This window comes from Alteromonas sp. W12, assembly GCF_001924945.1.
In the GTDB taxonomy this organism is placed as follows: domain Bacteria; phylum Pseudomonadota; class Gammaproteobacteria; order Enterobacterales; family Alteromonadaceae; genus Alteromonas; species Alteromonas macleodii.
Map to the genome: position 1 here is coordinate 1 of NZ_LQXH01000008.1, position 16,512 is coordinate 16,512.

General features: G+C 44.9%; 17 protein-coding genes. 6 read left to right on the plus strand and 11 right to left on the minus strand.

What is annotated here, in order from left to right; all coding sequences use genetic code 11:
• Positions 1 to 402 precede the first annotated feature (402 nt).
• A complete protein-coding gene (locus AWH61_RS11385) occupies positions 403 to 1,443 on the minus strand; it encodes a UDP-N-acetylglucosamine 2-epimerase (RefSeq protein WP_014975261.1) in 1,041 nt (346 codons plus the stop codon).
• Positions 1,444 to 1,658: 215 nt separating this feature from the next.
• Between AWH61_RS11385 and AWH61_RS11390 the strand changes: the two genes are divergently transcribed.
• Complete coding sequence (locus tag AWH61_RS11390) at positions 1,659 to 2,201, plus strand: gamma carbonic anhydrase family protein (protein ID WP_014947739.1); 543 nt, start codon at positions 1,659 to 1,661, stop codon at positions 2,199 to 2,201.
• On the opposite strand, the gene aroE is transcribed toward AWH61_RS11390, so the two are convergent.
• Positions 2,198 to 3,037 carry a shikimate dehydrogenase gene (aroE, locus tag AWH61_RS11395; RefSeq protein ID WP_075177131.1) on the minus strand — a complete coding sequence of 280 codons (840 nt, stop codon included), beginning with the start codon at positions 3,035 to 3,037 and terminating at the stop codon, positions 2,198 to 2,200. The two genes, AWH61_RS11390 and aroE, sit on opposite strands and share 4 nt — an antisense overlap.
• Here aroE and AWH61_RS11400 point away from each other — a divergent pair.
• A complete protein-coding gene (locus tag AWH61_RS11400; protein ID WP_014947737.1) occupies positions 3,036 to 3,467 on the plus strand; it encodes a group II truncated hemoglobin in 432 nt (143 codons plus the stop codon). The genes aroE and AWH61_RS11400 overlap by 2 nt on opposite strands.
• A gap of 124 nt (positions 3,468 to 3,591) precedes the next feature.
• On the opposite strand, the gene AWH61_RS11405 is transcribed toward AWH61_RS11400, so the two are convergent.
• The 7 genes from AWH61_RS11405 to AWH61_RS11435 all read right to left on the minus strand — a co-directional run bounded on the left by AWH61_RS11405 (position 3,592) and on the right by AWH61_RS11435 (position 9,413).
• Positions 3,592 to 4,272 (minus strand): OmpW family outer membrane protein, encoded by a 681-nt coding sequence (locus tag AWH61_RS11405; protein WP_014947736.1) that lies wholly within the window; start codon positions 4,270 to 4,272, stop codon positions 3,592 to 3,594.
• Between the two features lie 233 nt (positions 4,273 to 4,505).
• Positions 4,506 to 5,438 carry an oxygen-dependent coproporphyrinogen oxidase gene (gene hemF / locus AWH61_RS11410; RefSeq protein WP_075177132.1) on the minus strand — a complete coding sequence of 311 codons (933 nt, stop codon included), beginning with the start codon at positions 5,436 to 5,438 and terminating at the stop codon, positions 4,506 to 4,508.
• Positions 5,435 to 6,040 (minus strand): L-threonylcarbamoyladenylate synthase type 1 TsaC, encoded by a 606-nt coding sequence (tsaC, locus tag AWH61_RS11415; protein ID WP_014947734.1) that lies wholly within the window; start codon positions 6,038 to 6,040, stop codon positions 5,435 to 5,437. Before tsaC ends, hemF begins: the two co-directional genes overlap by 4 nt.
• Before the next feature lie 44 nt (positions 6,041 to 6,084).
• Positions 6,085 to 6,627 (minus strand): DNA topoisomerase family protein, encoded by a 543-nt coding sequence (locus AWH61_RS11420; protein ID WP_014975256.1) that lies wholly within the window; start codon positions 6,625 to 6,627, stop codon positions 6,085 to 6,087.
• A gap of 85 nt (positions 6,628 to 6,712) precedes the next feature.
• On the minus strand, positions 6,713 to 7,189 hold the full coding sequence (locus tag AWH61_RS11425) for a DUF494 family protein (protein WP_014947732.1): 477 nt from the start codon (positions 7,187 to 7,189) through the stop codon (positions 6,713 to 6,715).
• 1 nt (position 7,190) lies between these two features.
• Positions 7,191 to 8,300 carry a DNA-processing protein DprA gene (gene dprA, locus AWH61_RS11430; protein ID WP_075177133.1) on the minus strand — a complete coding sequence of 370 codons (1,110 nt, stop codon included), beginning with the start codon at positions 8,298 to 8,300 and terminating at the stop codon, positions 7,191 to 7,193.
• A gap of 39 nt (positions 8,301 to 8,339) precedes the next feature.
• Positions 8,340 to 9,413 carry a LysM peptidoglycan-binding domain-containing protein gene (locus AWH61_RS11435; protein WP_014947730.1) on the minus strand — a complete coding sequence of 358 codons (1,074 nt, stop codon included), beginning with the start codon at positions 9,411 to 9,413 and terminating at the stop codon, positions 8,340 to 8,342.
• Between the two features lie 216 nt (positions 9,414 to 9,629).
• Here AWH61_RS11435 and def point away from each other — a divergent pair, with 216 nt between their 5' ends.
• The 4 genes from def to trkA all read left to right on the plus strand — a co-directional run bounded on the left by def (position 9,630) and on the right by trkA (position 13,864).
• Positions 9,630 to 10,139: a peptide deformylase gene (gene def / locus AWH61_RS11440; RefSeq protein WP_014947729.1), complete on the plus strand. Its 510-nt coding sequence runs from the start codon at positions 9,630 to 9,632 to the stop codon at positions 10,137 to 10,139.
• A gap of 8 nt (positions 10,140 to 10,147) precedes the next feature.
• The gene (gene fmt, locus AWH61_RS11445; RefSeq protein ID WP_075177134.1) at positions 10,148 to 11,098 is read left to right on the plus strand and encodes a methionyl-tRNA formyltransferase; all 951 of its coding nucleotides are present in this window, start codon (positions 10,148 to 10,150) and stop codon (positions 11,096 to 11,098) included.
• A 2-nt stretch (positions 11,099 to 11,100) separates the two neighbouring features.
• Entirely contained in the window at positions 11,101 to 12,420 is a 1,320-nt protein-coding gene (gene rsmB, locus AWH61_RS11450; protein ID WP_075177135.1) for a 16S rRNA (cytosine(967)-C(5))-methyltransferase RsmB, read from the plus strand.
• 64 nt (positions 12,421 to 12,484) lie between these two features.
• Complete coding sequence (gene trkA, locus AWH61_RS11455; protein WP_014947726.1) at positions 12,485 to 13,864, plus strand: Trk system potassium transporter TrkA; 1,380 nt, start codon at positions 12,485 to 12,487, stop codon at positions 13,862 to 13,864.
• A gap of 115 nt (positions 13,865 to 13,979) precedes the next feature.
• On the opposite strand, the gene AWH61_RS11460 is transcribed toward trkA, so the two are convergent.
• Complete coding sequence (locus AWH61_RS11460; protein ID WP_075177136.1) at positions 13,980 to 15,431, minus strand: TrkH family potassium uptake protein; 1,452 nt, start codon at positions 15,429 to 15,431, stop codon at positions 13,980 to 13,982.
• 266 nt (positions 15,432 to 15,697) lie between these two features.
• Positions 15,698 to 16,351: an isoprenoid biosynthesis glyoxalase ElbB gene (gene elbB, locus AWH61_RS11465; protein WP_075177137.1), complete on the minus strand. Its 654-nt coding sequence runs from the start codon at positions 16,349 to 16,351 to the stop codon at positions 15,698 to 15,700.
• Between the last annotated feature and the right edge of the window lie 161 nt (positions 16,352 to 16,512).

The window sequence follows — 16,512 nt, forward strand, 5'->3', positions numbered from 1 at the left end:
GCGTTCAATCTGAGCCATGATCAAACTCTTCAATTAAATATATCGAAATATGAATCGTCGTTGTGACACTCTTAACGAGTGCCCACACAGATTGTCTTGTCTAAATTTTTAAAGAACATTCACTTGAAGCCGCTGCTTCTTAGTGACTCACCCTGTTCGAGTGAGGTGCGCATTATACGCTGGAAGTTTTCGTTGTCAACACTTTTTGAAAATTTATTTTCTGAAGTGTTGCTTCTAAACTCCCGTCTTTACTGGCCTATAAAGGTAGTAGAGACTTACTTCAGGAGGCTTGCTGTTTTGCTTTTCCCCCGAAGCGGATGCGCATTTTAGGGAAATGAGCGCTCACGTCAACACTTATTTTAAAAAAAGTGTCATATTCGTTTTGAACGCTCAAAATACCAACTATTTCCAGTATTTCAGCTTATTCCTTAACCTGAACTTGCGCCAAAGGTTAAGCGGCTTAGCTTTTATCTTACCTTTATAGTTACTATTAAAGTCATCGACTGCATCTAAAATACGTTCGCAATTACGTCCATCTCTATAGGCTTCATGATAATGGGCAAAGTCATTAACCTCTTTCATTAATGATGCTGGTCGCGTTAATGCAGTTTCAATGGCGTTTTCTACTTCGCTTACTTCTGTGACATTAAGTAAATGTTGTCCAGGGTTTGTATTGCGATAAGTGACAACAGGTTTGTTCATCATCATAAACTCTAAAATTATAGAGCTGCTGTCACACAACATGACATCTGATTGCTGAAAATCTTCAAGACGCACATTATCGACAAACGTAACGTTACTATATTCATCTGCCAGCGCACGATATCTATCTAATAGTGCTTGATCGTTGAGTTTAGGATGGAATGTTAAACGCCAATTCCATTTCTTTTCTTTCACTAACCTACTAATTGTATCGACAAGTACAGGAGCGGAGGTAATGCCTTTAGAAAAAGTGGTGGCGTAGAGAATAGTGGGAACATCGTTTTCCTTCTTATATGAAGAAAAGTAGTCATCCACTTTAGCCCAACCTGTTTGATACACTTTAAAAAACTGATGCTTTGCTTCAAGCTGCTTAAAATACTCTGTGCTACTTGGCCCCTGAGTACAGTACATATCAAACCACCCGCGAATAGAGAAGTGATCATCTGTAGCGCTACTCTTCTCCCCCCGCTTGCCAATCGGGTAACCGTGAAATACTGATACCTTTATACCTGGCAAAAAGTGATAGATGATATTTCCACACGCAAATATGGCTAAGGGGTTGTATTCAATAACATCATTAATAGTATGAAGGCGAATTTCATCAGGCTTTAATAGATCGGGACATTCTCCTTCCAAAAACCACGCTACTTCGTCACCTCTAGCCCTAATGGCCTCTTGTAGTGGTCTATAAATAGGATACGCATAGGAAAGGGCAGTGAAAAATACATAGCGCTTGGGCATTACAACGTCTCGATAAATTCTATTAGCAAGCTACATTATCATTTTTCTCCTTGTGATTTACTACCCTCCTCTTCGCGTGTTGCTACCCCAAGATAGTTACCTGTTGCTTAAAGCATTACAGGTAGGCTCTGTAACCACCCTACTAGTACCAACTCATCGGCATTGCTGTTAGAGTTTGCGTAATTCACTTTCTGCGCAATTTATATGAGTGTGTAATGCATAAATCGATTGATAGTTTTAAAGGTGTTTCTCCTACATTAGGAAAGAATGTCTATGTTGATGGCTCGGCAAGAATCGTCGGTGATGTAGTTTTAGAAGATGATGCGAGTATTTGGCCGCTGGTTGCAGCTCGTGGCGACGTGAACAAAATTCGTATTGGTGCCCGTTCTAATATTCAAGATGGCAGTGTTTTACACGTTACCCGTAAATCTGAGAAAAACCCCAACGGCTTCCCACTTATTATTGGTGAGGACGTTACCGTTGGGCATAAGTGTATGCTGCACGGCTGCCAGTTGGGTAATCGAATTCTCGTTGGCATGGGCGCTATTGTAATGGATGGTGTTGTTGTTGAAGACGATGTGTTTATTGGTGCAGGTACATTAGTACCGCCGAACAAAAGATTAGAAAGCGGATTTCTTTACGTGGGAAACCCCATGCAAAAGAAAAGACCGCTCAACGACGCTGAAATGGCGTTCCTGAAACAATCTGCCGTTAACTATGTTGTATTGAAAGATGAGTACCTTGAAGAAGCGAACTAGTTTCGCTTCTCACCTTGCTCAACGATAGCCCTGACACGTTTTACAATATCTGAAGTATCGGGGCGCTTTTGTGTCCATATGTAGAATGCTTCAGCCGCTTGCTCAACCAGCATCCCTAACCCATCGATTTGTGTTTTAACACCAAGTTCGGCCGCCTCTCTCATAAAGCGCGTGGGTGAGTTTTTGTAAACCATGTCGTACACCACTTCACAGTTTTGTAAAACACCATCATTTAAACGGCACGGCAATTCATTGCTTAAACTGGCGGCTGTTGAATTAATAATAATATGAGGCGCAACATCTGCGATATCTTCAAGCGCAGCCACCTGCACTTTAGCGTTTGAAGCGGCACTTGCCACTTCCTCTGCTTTCGCTTTGGTTCTATTGGTGATGGTTAAAGAGGCGGCCCCTGCTTTTAATAACGGGGAGATTACGCCACGGGCGGCGCCGCCGGCACCAATAAGCAACACGCGCTTACCCTTAATTTCCACACCGCTGTTAAGCAAGTCGTTTACCAGCCCTACACCATCAGTGTTGAATCCCCATATTTCACCGCTTTCACCATTCATCAGCGTATTAACAGCTTGTGCATCTTTGGCTGCTTGGTCATCTACCTTTGCCATGTTGAATGCATCAAGCTTAAAAGGCATGGTGACGTTACAACCTACCGCGCCTTCCTGAGCTAAAAACGCGTTGGCGGCATCTACAAAACCATCCACTGGCGCAAGTATCTTTTCATAAGAAATCTTTTCTCCCACTTGTTCAGCAAACATTTGATGGATAGTTGGTGATAAACTCTGTGCAATAGGATTTCCGAATACAGCGAATTTTTTCATGGGAATACGAGACTTATTTAATATAAAGAAGAAAAGCGATAATCGTGCTTCGCAGAGTACACCATATGAACGTATAGGTGGAGAGGAGAAAGTACGGGAATTAGCAAATACGTTTTACGACATAATGGAAACCGATCCACTCGCCAATGAACTGCTAGCTATTCACCCCCAGCCATTAGACAGAATTCGCCACGTGTTCTTTCTCTATTTAAGTTTATGGCTTGGTGGTCCTGATGATTATCAGCAGCAGTATGGCCACCCGCGTCTGCGTGCACGCCACCTACCTTATACCGTAACACCAGAGTTAAAAGCTCAGTGGATGTATTGTATGCGAAAAGCCATGTTTAAAACGGTTGAAGATATCGCCTTAGCTCAACAGTTGATAGACGCACTTGATCAACTCGCCAATCACATGGTGAATACGAAATAAAAAAGCGCGTTGAAAGGGTTAACCTTTTAACGCGCAACTCCCCTGTTACTGTCTACGCTCTTTATGGCGCATAAAGTAGTGCAATTGTGAAAGCCTAATAGTTAATAAGGCGTGAGACTAATAATTAGAATGTGTAACCCACCGATAAGGTATACACCCAAGGATCTATTTCAATATCACTTACCTTTCCAGCAGCATCACCCACTTTAAAGGTTGCTTCGGTATCTATATCAATGAATCGAACCGATGCATTGACATGCCATTTGGTATCAATTTGGTAATCCATTCCCACCTGTGCTGACAAGCCAAATGAATTATCAAGCGAAAGGTCGCTTAAGCCAGCTGTTTCATTCGCACCTGTAAACTCTTCATCAAATATAAAGGTATAGTTGATACCTGCACCAATGTACGGCTGAAACGCAGAGCTGGCATCATTAAAATAGTAGTTTGCGGTAAGCGTAGGAGGAAGATGCGTGACTTCACCAAGCTGATTACCCGTCCCTAACGGATCAGCAACAGAAAAATTAACGTCGTGCTTAAAGGGCGTTGCGGCAAGCAGCTCAATATTAATGTTGTCAGTAATAAAGTACGCTACATTTAAACCTAGCTGAGTATCGTTATCGATATTAAGGGCCACGCCAAGATCAGTTCCACCCGCGACGATGTTAGAGGTAGATTCGTCAGGAGCAACGGTAGTAAGACCGCCACGAACAATCCAGTCGCCCTGCTGGTGAGCGCTAGCTAAAGGTGAGAGTGCAGCAAGAGTAAGGCAAAGTGCAGATGCAGATAAAAAGTGTTTGCGCATGATATGTCTCATTTGTGGTTAACTAAGATAGGGCTACTTTACGCCTGTAGTTATGAGAAACATTGATCCAGCGCAAGCTTGATAACTCACTGAAACACTGAAGATATTCGACCTTGATATAGATCAAAAAAACGCCGCATTAACGTTAATGCGGCGTTTTTTAGTCATTAAAGGTGAAAGCTGCTATCGGCGGTCCGCTTAAGGATTTAAGCGCAGCCTTATTTAATAATTAATCACCAATCAGTAGGTTTTAACCAGTCTGTCAGCTTGGCTTCGGCGCTACCCGGTGCAGGTGTATAACAATACTCCCAGCGCGCTAGCGGCGGCATCGACATTAAGATAGATTCGGTGCGCCCGCCGGTTTGCAGTCCAAATAAAGTGCCTCGGTCGAATACAAGGTTAAACTCAACGTAGCGGCCCCGGCGATAAAGTTGGAAATCACGCTCTCTTTCGCCGAAATCGGTTTGCTTACGGCGCTCAACAATAGGAACGTAAGCATCGATGAAGCCATTACCAACAGCCTGCATAAATGCAAATGACTGTTCAAAGCCCCATTCATTCAGGTCGTCGAAGAATAAACCGCCCACTCCGCGGGTTTCATTGCGATGCTTTAAGTAAAAGTAGTCGTCGCACCACTTTTTATACTTAGGGTAGACATCATCGCCAAACGGCTTACATAATTTTTTAGCGGTATCATGCCAGTGTACAACGTCATCTTTAAACGGATAAAATGGCGTCAAGTCGAAGCCGCCGCCAAACCACCAGATAGGTGCTTCGCCCTCTTTTTCTGCAATGAAAAAGCGAACATTAGCGTGTGACGTGGGGATATACGGGTTATGTGGATGAATAACGAGTGATACACCCATAGCCTGAAAGTTTCTTCCTGCTAATTCAGGCCGATTAGCCGTTGCTGATGCCGGCATTTGACTGCCAAACACATGGGAAAAGTTAACGCCGCCTTGTTCAATCACCGCACCATTTTTTAGTACTCGAGAGCGGCCACCGCCACCCTCTTCTCGCTGCCAGCTGTCTTCAACAAACTGGCCCTTACCATCGGCAAGTTCAAGGGTTTGGCAAATGGTGTCTTGCAGCCCTAGTAAATAGCTTTTTACTTGTTCTATTACTTCAGCGGCATTTTTACCGTCCAGTAATTCTGCTGATGTCATGCTCTTATTACCTCTGCTGTGTCACCATCGCGAATGGTACTGGGTTTAGTTGCACCGCCTACTTCCCCTTCTACATAAAAAACGGAATCAGCGAATACGGCTTTTGCTTCTTCAGTGGTGGTGGCAGGCGGTTGGCCGGTCAGGTTAGCGCTTGTAGAAACTAACGGTTTACCTAACTTGTTGCACAATTCCACTACTACAGGGTGATTAGTTACGCGCACCGCTATTTTACTATGCTTGCCGGTTAACCAAACTGGCGCAGATGACGACTTAGGTAATAGCCAAGTATTAGGGCCTGGCCAGCTCGAAAAAATATCGGTGCGTCTGTCAGGGCGAATGGCGTTGTCGTTAACATAAGGCAGTAGCTGACTGTAGTTTGCTGCAATCAATATCACGCCCTTTTCTACCGGTCGCTGTTTTATCTCTAACAGCGCATTTACAGCGGCTTCATTGTCGGGGTCACATCCGATGCCCATTACCGCTTCGGTTGGATAAACGATTAAACTGCCAGCTTGGAATGCGGCAACAACAGGGTCTACTTCAGGTGAGTTAGCCTCAACGGGGGTAAACGTGTTTACGTTCCCATTTTGGATATCAGACATGGTTTTAATCTCTACGTATAGTTCTTCTTTAGTTGTTCGTATAATTACTTTTTAAAGCCACAACTAGGCTGAGGACACTGTAACTGCCCCTTTTTATCTATCAATACTCCCCAACCGCAGTCTGGGCAGCTTTCATTAACCGGCGTGAAATTTAGCACATATCGACATTGTGGATAATGGTTGCACGCAAAAAACTGTTTGCCGTATTTGTTAGTACGCGAGATTAGATGCCCTTTCTTACACTTTGGACAATCCACCAAAGTATCTTCTTTTTCTTTAATGGGCTCTATGTGATGGCATGAAGGAAAATTGGTACAGCCGATAAACATGCCAAACCGCCCTTTCTTTATGGCTAAGTCGGATGCGCATTCAGGGCAGGCTACACCGTCTAAGGTTTTCAGTATGGTGGTTTGTTTATCGTGAAGTGGCTTACTAAAGCTACATTCCGGATAGCCCGTACACCCGATAAAAGGGCCGGATTTACTGTTCTTTATATGAAGAGGTTTACCGCACTCGGGGCAATCTCCGAAATTATCATCGAGAGCATGCTCGTGCGCTGAAAAGAGTGAATGGTCTATTTTAGACATGTATTGGACGTTAAGGCCTTAAACGCGCTGTAATTTCACAGCGCATTTTTAAGTAAAGATTCAAATACCAGTGACTACAACTGCATTAATGCAGAACACCATCTGGCTCTTCGAACAAAAGATCTTCCATTTGTGCGTAGGCTTTCTCTTTGCCAGGTACGTTGAATAGTACCATTAGCACAACCCACTTCAGGTCTTCCAAGCAAAATTCATTGGAATCAATTTCCATAACGCGATCTATAACCATTTCGCGTGTGGAGGCATCCAACACATTAACCTGTTCTAAGAACATAAGAAAACCGCGACATTCCACATCTAAACGCATTTGTTCTTCATGCGTGTAAATACGGCTTAAGCTAGTGCTAATACCTTTGCAAAAGTACGGTTTGATGTCTGTCTCTTGCAGTGCCGCTAACTTTTCTAACCATGCGAGGGCTTTATAAATCTCATCGTGATGAAATCCTGCGCGCACAAGCTCTTCCGTTAACTCGTCTTGGTCAACACGAATTTCCGTTTCACTGTGAATGAAGTTTTCAAACAGATACATGAGGATATCGAACATATTATTTTCCCCTCAATTTAACGTAACCACCAGGGACAGCGGCCACTAAACCACGCAACTCATATTCTAATAATGATGCCATTGCTTGCGATACAGATAAGGCATTGCGCTGGGCTATGACATCAATAGCGGTGATGTCATAATCCACACTAGCTAATAATTTATCGGTTGCCAAGCTATTCGCTGTACTTTTTTCGTTTTGCTCGTCAACATTCAAGCCTAGTTGTTCCGGCTGAACCCCAACTTCATCTAGAATATCGTCTATATTAGTTACTAATTTTGCGCCCTGTTGGATTAACCAGTGGCAACCTTCAGCGTAAGCGTTAGCGATATTACCCGGCACAGCGAATACTTCCCGCCCCATATTTGCGGCCAAATTTGCAGTTATCAAGGTGCCACTCTTAATTTTTGCCTCTACCACTAAGGTTCCAAGGGATAACGCTGCGATAATTCGATTTCGCCTTGGAAAATGCCAAGGCTTAGGTCCCTGCCCCGGAAAAAACTCTGTAACGGTAACACCTCCGTCATTGTTGATAGCTTTATAGAGCTTACTATTTTTAGCCGGATATACCTTTTCAGGTCCCGTACCCATTACCGCAATGGTTCCGGTGCTACCAGACAGGGCGCCTTGGTGTGCGGCGCTATCAATGCCCATGGCAAGGCCGCTCGTCACTACAACTCCGCTACTAGATAATCCATAAGCAATGTCGGTTGCGGTACGCTTACCCTGAAGGCTGGCCCTTCTGCTTCCCACTATAGCAATCTGTGGTTTTTGAAATAGCGCTTTGTTTCCCGTGGCAAATAGCGCGAGGGGCGGACTATCCAATTGTTTAAGTGATTCTGGATAGTGAGGCGATGACAACGGCACGATGTGTCTATTGTCGCTCGCTTGCAGCCAGTTTATTGCTGCATCAATAAGAGGCGGTGAAATGTTGTTGGTGAGTTGTTTAACCTCGTTAGGCAGCGAAGACGTGTTGCTGCCTAAATCGACAGTAGAAAGTTGATATTTTTCGAGAGCCTGTAGCCATAGTTTAGGTGAAACACGCTGAGCGGAAGCCAGTGCTATCCATGCTAATGCTTCGCTGTCTAACTGAGAAGATTGTGGTGCCATTATCGCTCCTAATGCGAGCGACAATGAACCATGCAACGTTTAAGGCTTGGCGACAATGAAGCCGCGCTTTATCCCCTTATTCGCTCGCGTAATTAATCCGTAACTTGCCGCATCAAATGTTTTAAACACAACAACTTCACCTACTTTAAGCGCGGGTTGCGATACCGTATCGATAAACCACTCACCACCAGTGTTAGCGCCGGGTTCATCTACATAGCGTGGACTTTCTTCGTCAATAATGGCTGGACCTTGTGAGTAAAGCCCCAGGACCGTACCTGGCGCTACTTCCATACTGCCTAAATCAAGAATGACAACGTCGTATTTGCCAAGTAAATCGTGATCATGCAAATCTCCAACTATTGCGCCTCGCTGCGAAGTAGCCGGAACAAGTTCAAAGCCTTCAGGATGTTCAAATCCACCCGCCATTAACTTATCACCGCGCTTAGCTTCTTGGTTCGCATCGTCGATGAAAAGCAACATCGTGTTGCTACCTTCATCTTTTTCCACTAGTGAAGCTGTTGAAACATGGGTAACTTGAATACCAAGGATTTCCCCATCAAGATTTCTAATCGTAGCGTGCTTTCTTACTACTCTGTACTGATCGTCGGTACTGAATTGTTGCTGGCTTAACACAAAATCATCAGACGCAAACCTTACGTTTCCATCCTGATTACCCAGCAATTTAGGTAGCGAAGCATAGCTTTCCTCGTCTAGCAGCATATGTTGTCTAATGAATGGAGAGATAGTTGTCCACGACAACACATCAACAGGCTTCGGTTTTACTCGCTTATCGGTAGCCGGAGAAAGCTTATAGGAAGGCTTGTCGCGCTTTACACTTAATACAGGCTGCCCATCAACATACCCAACGACGATAACATCGCCCGGGTAAATAAGGTGTGGATTGTCGATTTGGGTGTTGGTTCGCCATAATTCAGGCCAGAGCCAAGGCTCATTGAGAAAAACGTTAGCGATTGCCCATAGCGTGTCCCCACGCTTTACTGTGTAGGTTTCTGGCGCGCTCTCTTTTAGCTGCAGCGCAAAGGTAGGCAAAGAAAGCAGTACACCTAAGATAAACAATGCTGCACGACGCGCGTAAATCAATCGCTTTTTCAAATTAACCACCTGCAAATTATTCACTGTCACTCATTGTTGTTTTTTCAGACAATAGCACTATATCGGCATAACTAGGTATTCTAATAGGGTTTCGGTAAAAAACTGCACGAAACAGCCCGATATACGTTAGAATAGTAACTTAATAAGCACTGTAAAGTGTGCTGGCAATTAGATCGTATATGAATATATACAGCGAAAAGGTGAAGTAAGCGAGAAATGGCAATTTTAGACGTATTAAGTTTTCCTGATGAACGTCTTCGCACGGTAGCTAAGCCGGTTGAAGAGGTTAACGACGAAATTAAACAATTGGTATCGGACATGTTCGAAACCATGAAAGACGAGAACGGTATTGGCCTTGCTGCAACGCAAGTTAACCGCCACGTTCAAGTTGTTGTAATGGACGTATCGGAAGATCAAAACGAGCCACGCGTATTTATTAACCCTGAAATCATTCGTAAAGATGGCTCCACGATTAGCGAAGAAGGCTGTTTATCAGTGCCGGGTAATTACGCGAAAGTTGAGCGCGCCGAATCAATTACCGTAAAAGCGCTAGATCAGAATGGCGAAAGCTTTGAGTTGGATGCAGAAGGTTTGTTAGCGATTTGTATTCAGCACGAGCTGGATCATCTAAAAGGCAAATTGTTTATTGATTACCTTTCACCGCTTAAGCGCCAACGTATTCGTAAAAAGCTTGAGAAAGAAGCGCGTCTTGCTGCAAAAGCCTAAGGAATAACGTGACAACTCCATTGAAAGTGATTTTTGCCGGTACTCCGGATTTTGCAGCTAAACATCTATCAGCGTTACTCGAGAGCGAGCACGAAGTCATTGCTGTTTACACTCAGCCTGATAGACCCGCAGGGCGAGGTAAAAAGCTTACCGCCAGTCCGGTTAAAGTATTAGCAGAAGAAAACGCCATTCCAGTTTACCAGCCTCAGTCGCTTAAAGCTCAAGACGCTCAGGAAGAATTAGCCTCGCTCAATGCCGATTTAATGGTAGTTGTCGCTTACGGACTGATACTGCCTACCGCGGTGTTAAATGCACCTAAGCTAGGGTGCATTAACGTGCACGGCTCTATTCTGCCTAAGTGGCGAGGCGCGGCACCAATACAGCGTTCAATCTGGGCAGGTGACGCTGAGACCGGCGTAACCATAATGCAAATGGACGAAGGTTTAGATACGGGTGACATGCTTCACATAGCAACATTACCTATTACCTCTGAAGATACCAGCGCCACCTTATATGAAAAGCTTGCAGAGCTAGGGCCACAAGCGTTGGTTGAGGTCGTTAATGAATTTGATCGTTACACGCCCACCAAACAAGACGACTCTCAAGCGACCTACGCGAAAAAGCTATCAAAAGAAGAAGCCCTGATTAATTGGGCAGACGATGCTGAGCAAATAGAGCGAAATATCCGCGCCTTCAACCCTTGGCCTGTAGCGTGGATGCAGGTCGAAGATCAGAATGTTAAAGTATGGTCTGCCAGCGTTGTTCCGTTAAATAAAGATGTAACGCCAGGTACGGTAATCGGTGCCAATAAAGAAGGCATTACTATCGCTACAGGACGCGATGCGCTTTGCATTACATCACTTCAAATTCCAGGTAAAAAGGCGCTTCCAGCGTCAGACGTTATCAATGCTCGCCAAACGTGGTTTGAAGTGGGTCGTTGTCTGACACAAGCGGACTAAACGTGAAACCATTACCCCTTCCCAAACAAAAAAACCTGCGTGCAGATTGTGCGTGGGTCATCTATCAAATTTTAGAGCAAGGCAAGTCATCGCGTGAGTGCTTAGAACGCGTTCAGCGCAGACACAACGCCAAAGATAACGCATGGATTCAAGAGATGTCACTAGGGGTAATGCGTCGCCTTCCCCTTTTACAGCACTGGCTGCGCTCTTTGTTGGATAGGCCTTTAAAAGGCAACAAGAAAGTCATAGAACATCTTATTCTTCTTGGTTTGTACCAGCTTAATTTTTCCCGCGTTAGCAACCACGCTGCCGTGGGTGAAACCGTCGCTGCAGCGTCTTATTTAAATGCCGCAGGATTAAAAGGGTTAGTTAATGCGGTACTGCGTAATTTTCAGCGAGAGAACCTTGCAGACAAACCTGTAGACGACGCAATCATAAACAGCGGCTTGCCAAAGTGGTTGTTTAAGGCAATAGAGAACGCCTATGGTGACGACGCCGAGCAGGTTCGTAACGAAACGAATGCCATGGCCCCCATTTGGCTTCGCGTAAATAAGTTGCAAACATCGTTGGCAGCATTTACTCAGGCGTTAGATAAAGCAGGGGTTGAATATACCCTTAGCGCAAACCATGCTGATGCCGTAATTCTGACTAAGCGAGAAGACATTACTGCCCTGCCTGGTTTTGAAAAAGGTCACTTTGCGGTACAAGATGGGGCTGCGCAATTAGCTGCGCATTACCTAAAGCCTCAAGCGAACGAACGCATTCTAGACTGTTGCGCCGCACCAGGCGGAAAAACAGGGCACATTGTTGAGTCTGCACCTGATACACAGTACGTATTAGCGCTTGATGCTGATGCTACCCGCCTAAAACGGGTAGAAGAAAACATGACTCGCCTTAAGCACACTGTCGATATTAAGCAAGGTGATGCAGCTAATCCTGATACCTGGTGGGACGGAAAGCCCTTCGACAGAATATTACTGGATGCCCCCTGCTCTGCTACCGGCGTGATTCGACGTCACCCAGATATTCGCTGGCTTCGAAAAGCCAATGACATCGACAACTTAGCACAGCTTCAACGGCGCATATTAGAAACATTGTGGGGTCTATTAAAGCCAGGCGGCACGCTGCTTTATGCAACATGTTCTATTTTGCCAAAAGAGAACATGGCGCAAATACAGCAGTTTCTCGCCGACACTCCAGATGCCTCGTTATCGCCCATAGTGAAAACAGAAACCGTTGATAAACCCGGGCGCCAGATAACGCCAGGAGAGCAACAAATGGATGGTTTCTATTATGCGAGGCTGGTAAAGTCAGCAGACTGAGTTCAATAGTTGTGCAACGTCACACAGTTAAGACTTGCACGAATATGAAGGCAAAATAATAACGATGAAGATCATCATTTTAGGGGCCGGCCAAGTAGGCGGAACACTTGCTGAAAACTTAGTGGGTGAGAATAACGAAATAACAGTTATTGACTCTGACCCCACTATATTGCGCGCACTTCAAGACCGTCTTGATTTACAAGTAGTAACAGGCGTGGGCTCACACCCTGATGTGTTGCGTAAGGCCGGTGCGGAAGATGCAGATATGCTGATTGCCGTAACCAATAGTGATGAAAGCAATATGTTGGCCTGTCAGGTGGCCTACAGCCTATTTAAAACCCCCACTAAAATCGCTCGCGTACGCTCTGAACAGTACATCATTTACCAAGAGCAGCTATATAAGCAGCAAGACATTCCCGTTGACCACATTATCGCTCCCGAGCAGTTGGTAACTAAGGCCATCAAACGTCTTATCGACTACCCGGGTGCACTTCAGGTGGTTGAGTTTGCTGAAGGCAAAGCCAGCCTTGTTGCGGTTAAAGCCTATTACGGTGGCTTATTGGTAGGCCACGCGTTATCTGCGCTTAAAGACCACATGCCTAACGTTGAAACCCGGGTTGCTGCCATTTACCGACGCGGCCGCCCTATTCGCCCGTTAGGTACCACGGTTATTGAGGCCGATGATGAAGTGTTCTTTATTGCCGCTACCAAGCACATTCGCGCAGTAATGAGTGAGCTTCAAAAGCTCGAATCAAGCTACAAACGAATTATGATAGCCGGTGGTGGCTTGATTGGCGCAGGCCTTGCGAAAAAGTTAGAGCACAATCATAACGTTAAGCTTATTGAATACAGCCCAGAAAGGGCCAAATATTTATCTGCGAACTTAGATAAAACCATTGTATTTAGCGGTGACGCGTCTGACCCTGAATTGCTAAGTGAAGAAAATATCGAGCAAGTTGACGCTTTCATAGCCGTTACCAACGACGATGAAGCGAATATCATGTCGGCCATGCTGGCAAAGCGTATGGGTGCACAAAAAGCCATGGTGCTTATCCAGCGAAGTGCTTATGTGGACTTGGTGCAAGGCGGTGAGATAGATATCGCGTTTTCACCTCAACAAGCCACTATCTCGGCGCTACTGACTCACGTACGTCGAGGTGACATTGTAAACGTGTACTCATTACGACGAGGTGCTGCCGAGGCTATTGAAGCGATAGCACACGGTGATGAAAATACCTCTAAGGTGGTTGGCAAACAAATAGGCGATATTAAACTACCGCCAGGTACTACGATTGGGGCTATTGTTCGAGACGATCAGGTGATTATTGCTCACAGCGATACCAAGATTGAAGCAAACGACCATGTAATTTTGTTCTTGGTTGATAAGAAGTACATCAACGACGTGGAAAAGCTGTTCCAACCCAGCGCATTTTTCTTTGGCTAGCGCTTTTTGCAAAGCGTCGTAGGTGCCGCAAGATTAAAAGTTGAAGACATAAGAATAAAGGGCGATATTTATCGCCCTTTATTTTTAGCTCGTATCAAAACTACCGGTTTAATTGTTAACTGCGCCAGAACGTAGGTGAGAACAAGACCAGCAATGAGAAGACCTCTAGTCGCCCAAATACCATGGCAATCACCAGTATCCATTTGCCTGCGTCAGTAACATCAGCATAGTTGGCCGCTACGCTGCCCAATCCCGGACCTAAGTTATTCAGCATGGCCGCAGTAGCGGTAAAGGCGCTTAGGTTATCTAAACCCGTGGCAATCAAGCCTATCATAATGATAACAAACACCACTGCATAAGCTGAAAAGAACCCCCATACGGCCTCTACTACTCTGTCAGGCATGGCACGGTCGCCAAACTTAACGCTGTATACCGCTTTCGGGTGAATTAGCCTATCAACCTCACGCTTGCCTTGTAGAAACAGTAGGCACACGCGTACTACTTTTAAGCCCCCACCTGTAGAACTTGCGCACCCGCCGATAAAGCTTGAAAAAATAAGCATAATAGGGAGGAATGCCGGCCAGACTGAAAAATCAGTGGTTGCAAACCCTGCTGTGGTACTAATAGATACCGCTTGGATCATAGCTTGGTCTAAAGCCTGCTCTGCCGAGCTATAGTAGCCTGATAGTGTAAGTACTAAGAAACAAATCCCGATGAGTGAGGCTTGAATGATAAAGAACGCCTTAAACTCTGGATCGTTAAAATAGCCTTTAACCGAACGAGAGCTCACCGCCACATAGTGTAATGAGAAGTTTAACGCAGCAATAAGCAAAAACACGGTACACACCACGTTTACCATAGGACTATTAAAATAGCCTAAGCTGGCGTCGTGGTTCGAAAAGCCACCAATAGCAACCGTTGAGAAAGAATGGCAAATCGCATCAAAAACATTCATTCCCGCAAGCCAGTATGCACCGGCACATGCAATGGTTATGGATAGGTAGATGTACCACAAATGCTTTGCCGTATCGGCAATACGCGGAGTCATTTTATTATCTTTAACTGGGCCAGGAGTTTCTGCCCGATAAAGCTGCATGCCCCCGACTCCAAGGATAGGTAAAATGGCAACTGCGAGTACGATGATACCCATGCCGCCTAACCACTGAAGCTGTTGACGGTAAAACTGTACTGAATGAGGAAGAAAATCTATCCCCTCGATAACCGTAGCTCCCGTTGTAGTCAGGCCAGAAAATGACTCAAAGAAAGCATCGGTTACCGTCATGCTTGGTTGCTCTAGCAAGATAAGTGGAATTGCCCCCACGCTTGCTAGTACTGACCAAAACAGCGCAACAATCAGAAACCCTTCTCGTGCTCTTAAGTCATTTTTCTGCTGGCGATTGGGGTACCACAATGCCATACCGCCGATGACACAAAATATAAATGCGAGGATAAAAGGCAGGCCACTGCCATCTTGATAAATCAACGACACGATAGCGGGAGGGATCATGGTTACGCTAAAAAGCGCAATTAATAACCCTAGTATTCGTATGATGGCACGGTAGTGCATTGTTTGTTATGCCTTTATTTTTATAGTGCGCATAAGGACTACTGAGCCCTAGTTACAATGTGCTTTTTGATATGGTTTCAAAAAGCGAATCTATCTACGTGAAACAAGGTAGATGAAATCCTATACGTTACGCATAGGGTTTTGATTATAGGACTATAATGAACAAGGGGAAACCTTTGTCTCCCCACTACATTAGGCTAATTACACATAAAGGCACCTGATCTTTTCACTAGGAAAAAACCAACCACTTTTATTTTTTTAGTTTTCTATTTCACAGCAAGCACGGTTTTGACCATCTTAGTAATACTCGCATTGGCTTCACTAATGCTTTGCGCCAGCATATACGCAGGTGTAGTAACAAGCTTTGCGTCATTATCAACAACCACCTCATCAACTGGGCATTCTACATGCGTTGCACCTAAGGCATTCAACCCACCAGCCGTGGCTTCGTCACTGCCAATGGTCAGTTTAGTTTTGTTGCCATACACTTTTGCTGCTAGCGCAGGTGCGATACACGCGTACGCTGCGGGCTTTTTAGCTTGTGCAAAGGCTTTGCACACTGTCAGCACCTCTTCGTTAAAGGTACAATTTTCACCGTCTACAGCAAACGTGCACAGGTTCTTCGCAGCGCCAAAGCCACCAGGTAGAATAAGTGTGTCAAAAGCAGTTACGTCGCACTCAGTCACGGGTTTTATATCACCTCGGGCAATACGGGCCGACTCTACTAACACATTTCGGGTTTCACCTTCTGATACCTCACCGGTTAAGTGATTGACTACATGCAGTTGGTTTACATCTGGAGCAAAACACTGGTAAGACGCACCTTCTTGCTCAATGGCTAAAAGTGTCAATACCGCTTCGTGTAACTCAGCCCCGTCAAACACACCACTACCACTTAAAATAACGGCTACTTGTTTCATATTGTCCTCCTAGACGCTATGCCATCTACTTATTCAAAATTTGGCTATTAAACACACAACTGTTCAAAAAAAGTTCTTAATAATACGTGTATACATTGTTAATGGTTATGCTACATTACTTGACCAACTTGGTTAAACCAAAAATAAACGTACACCAAGTT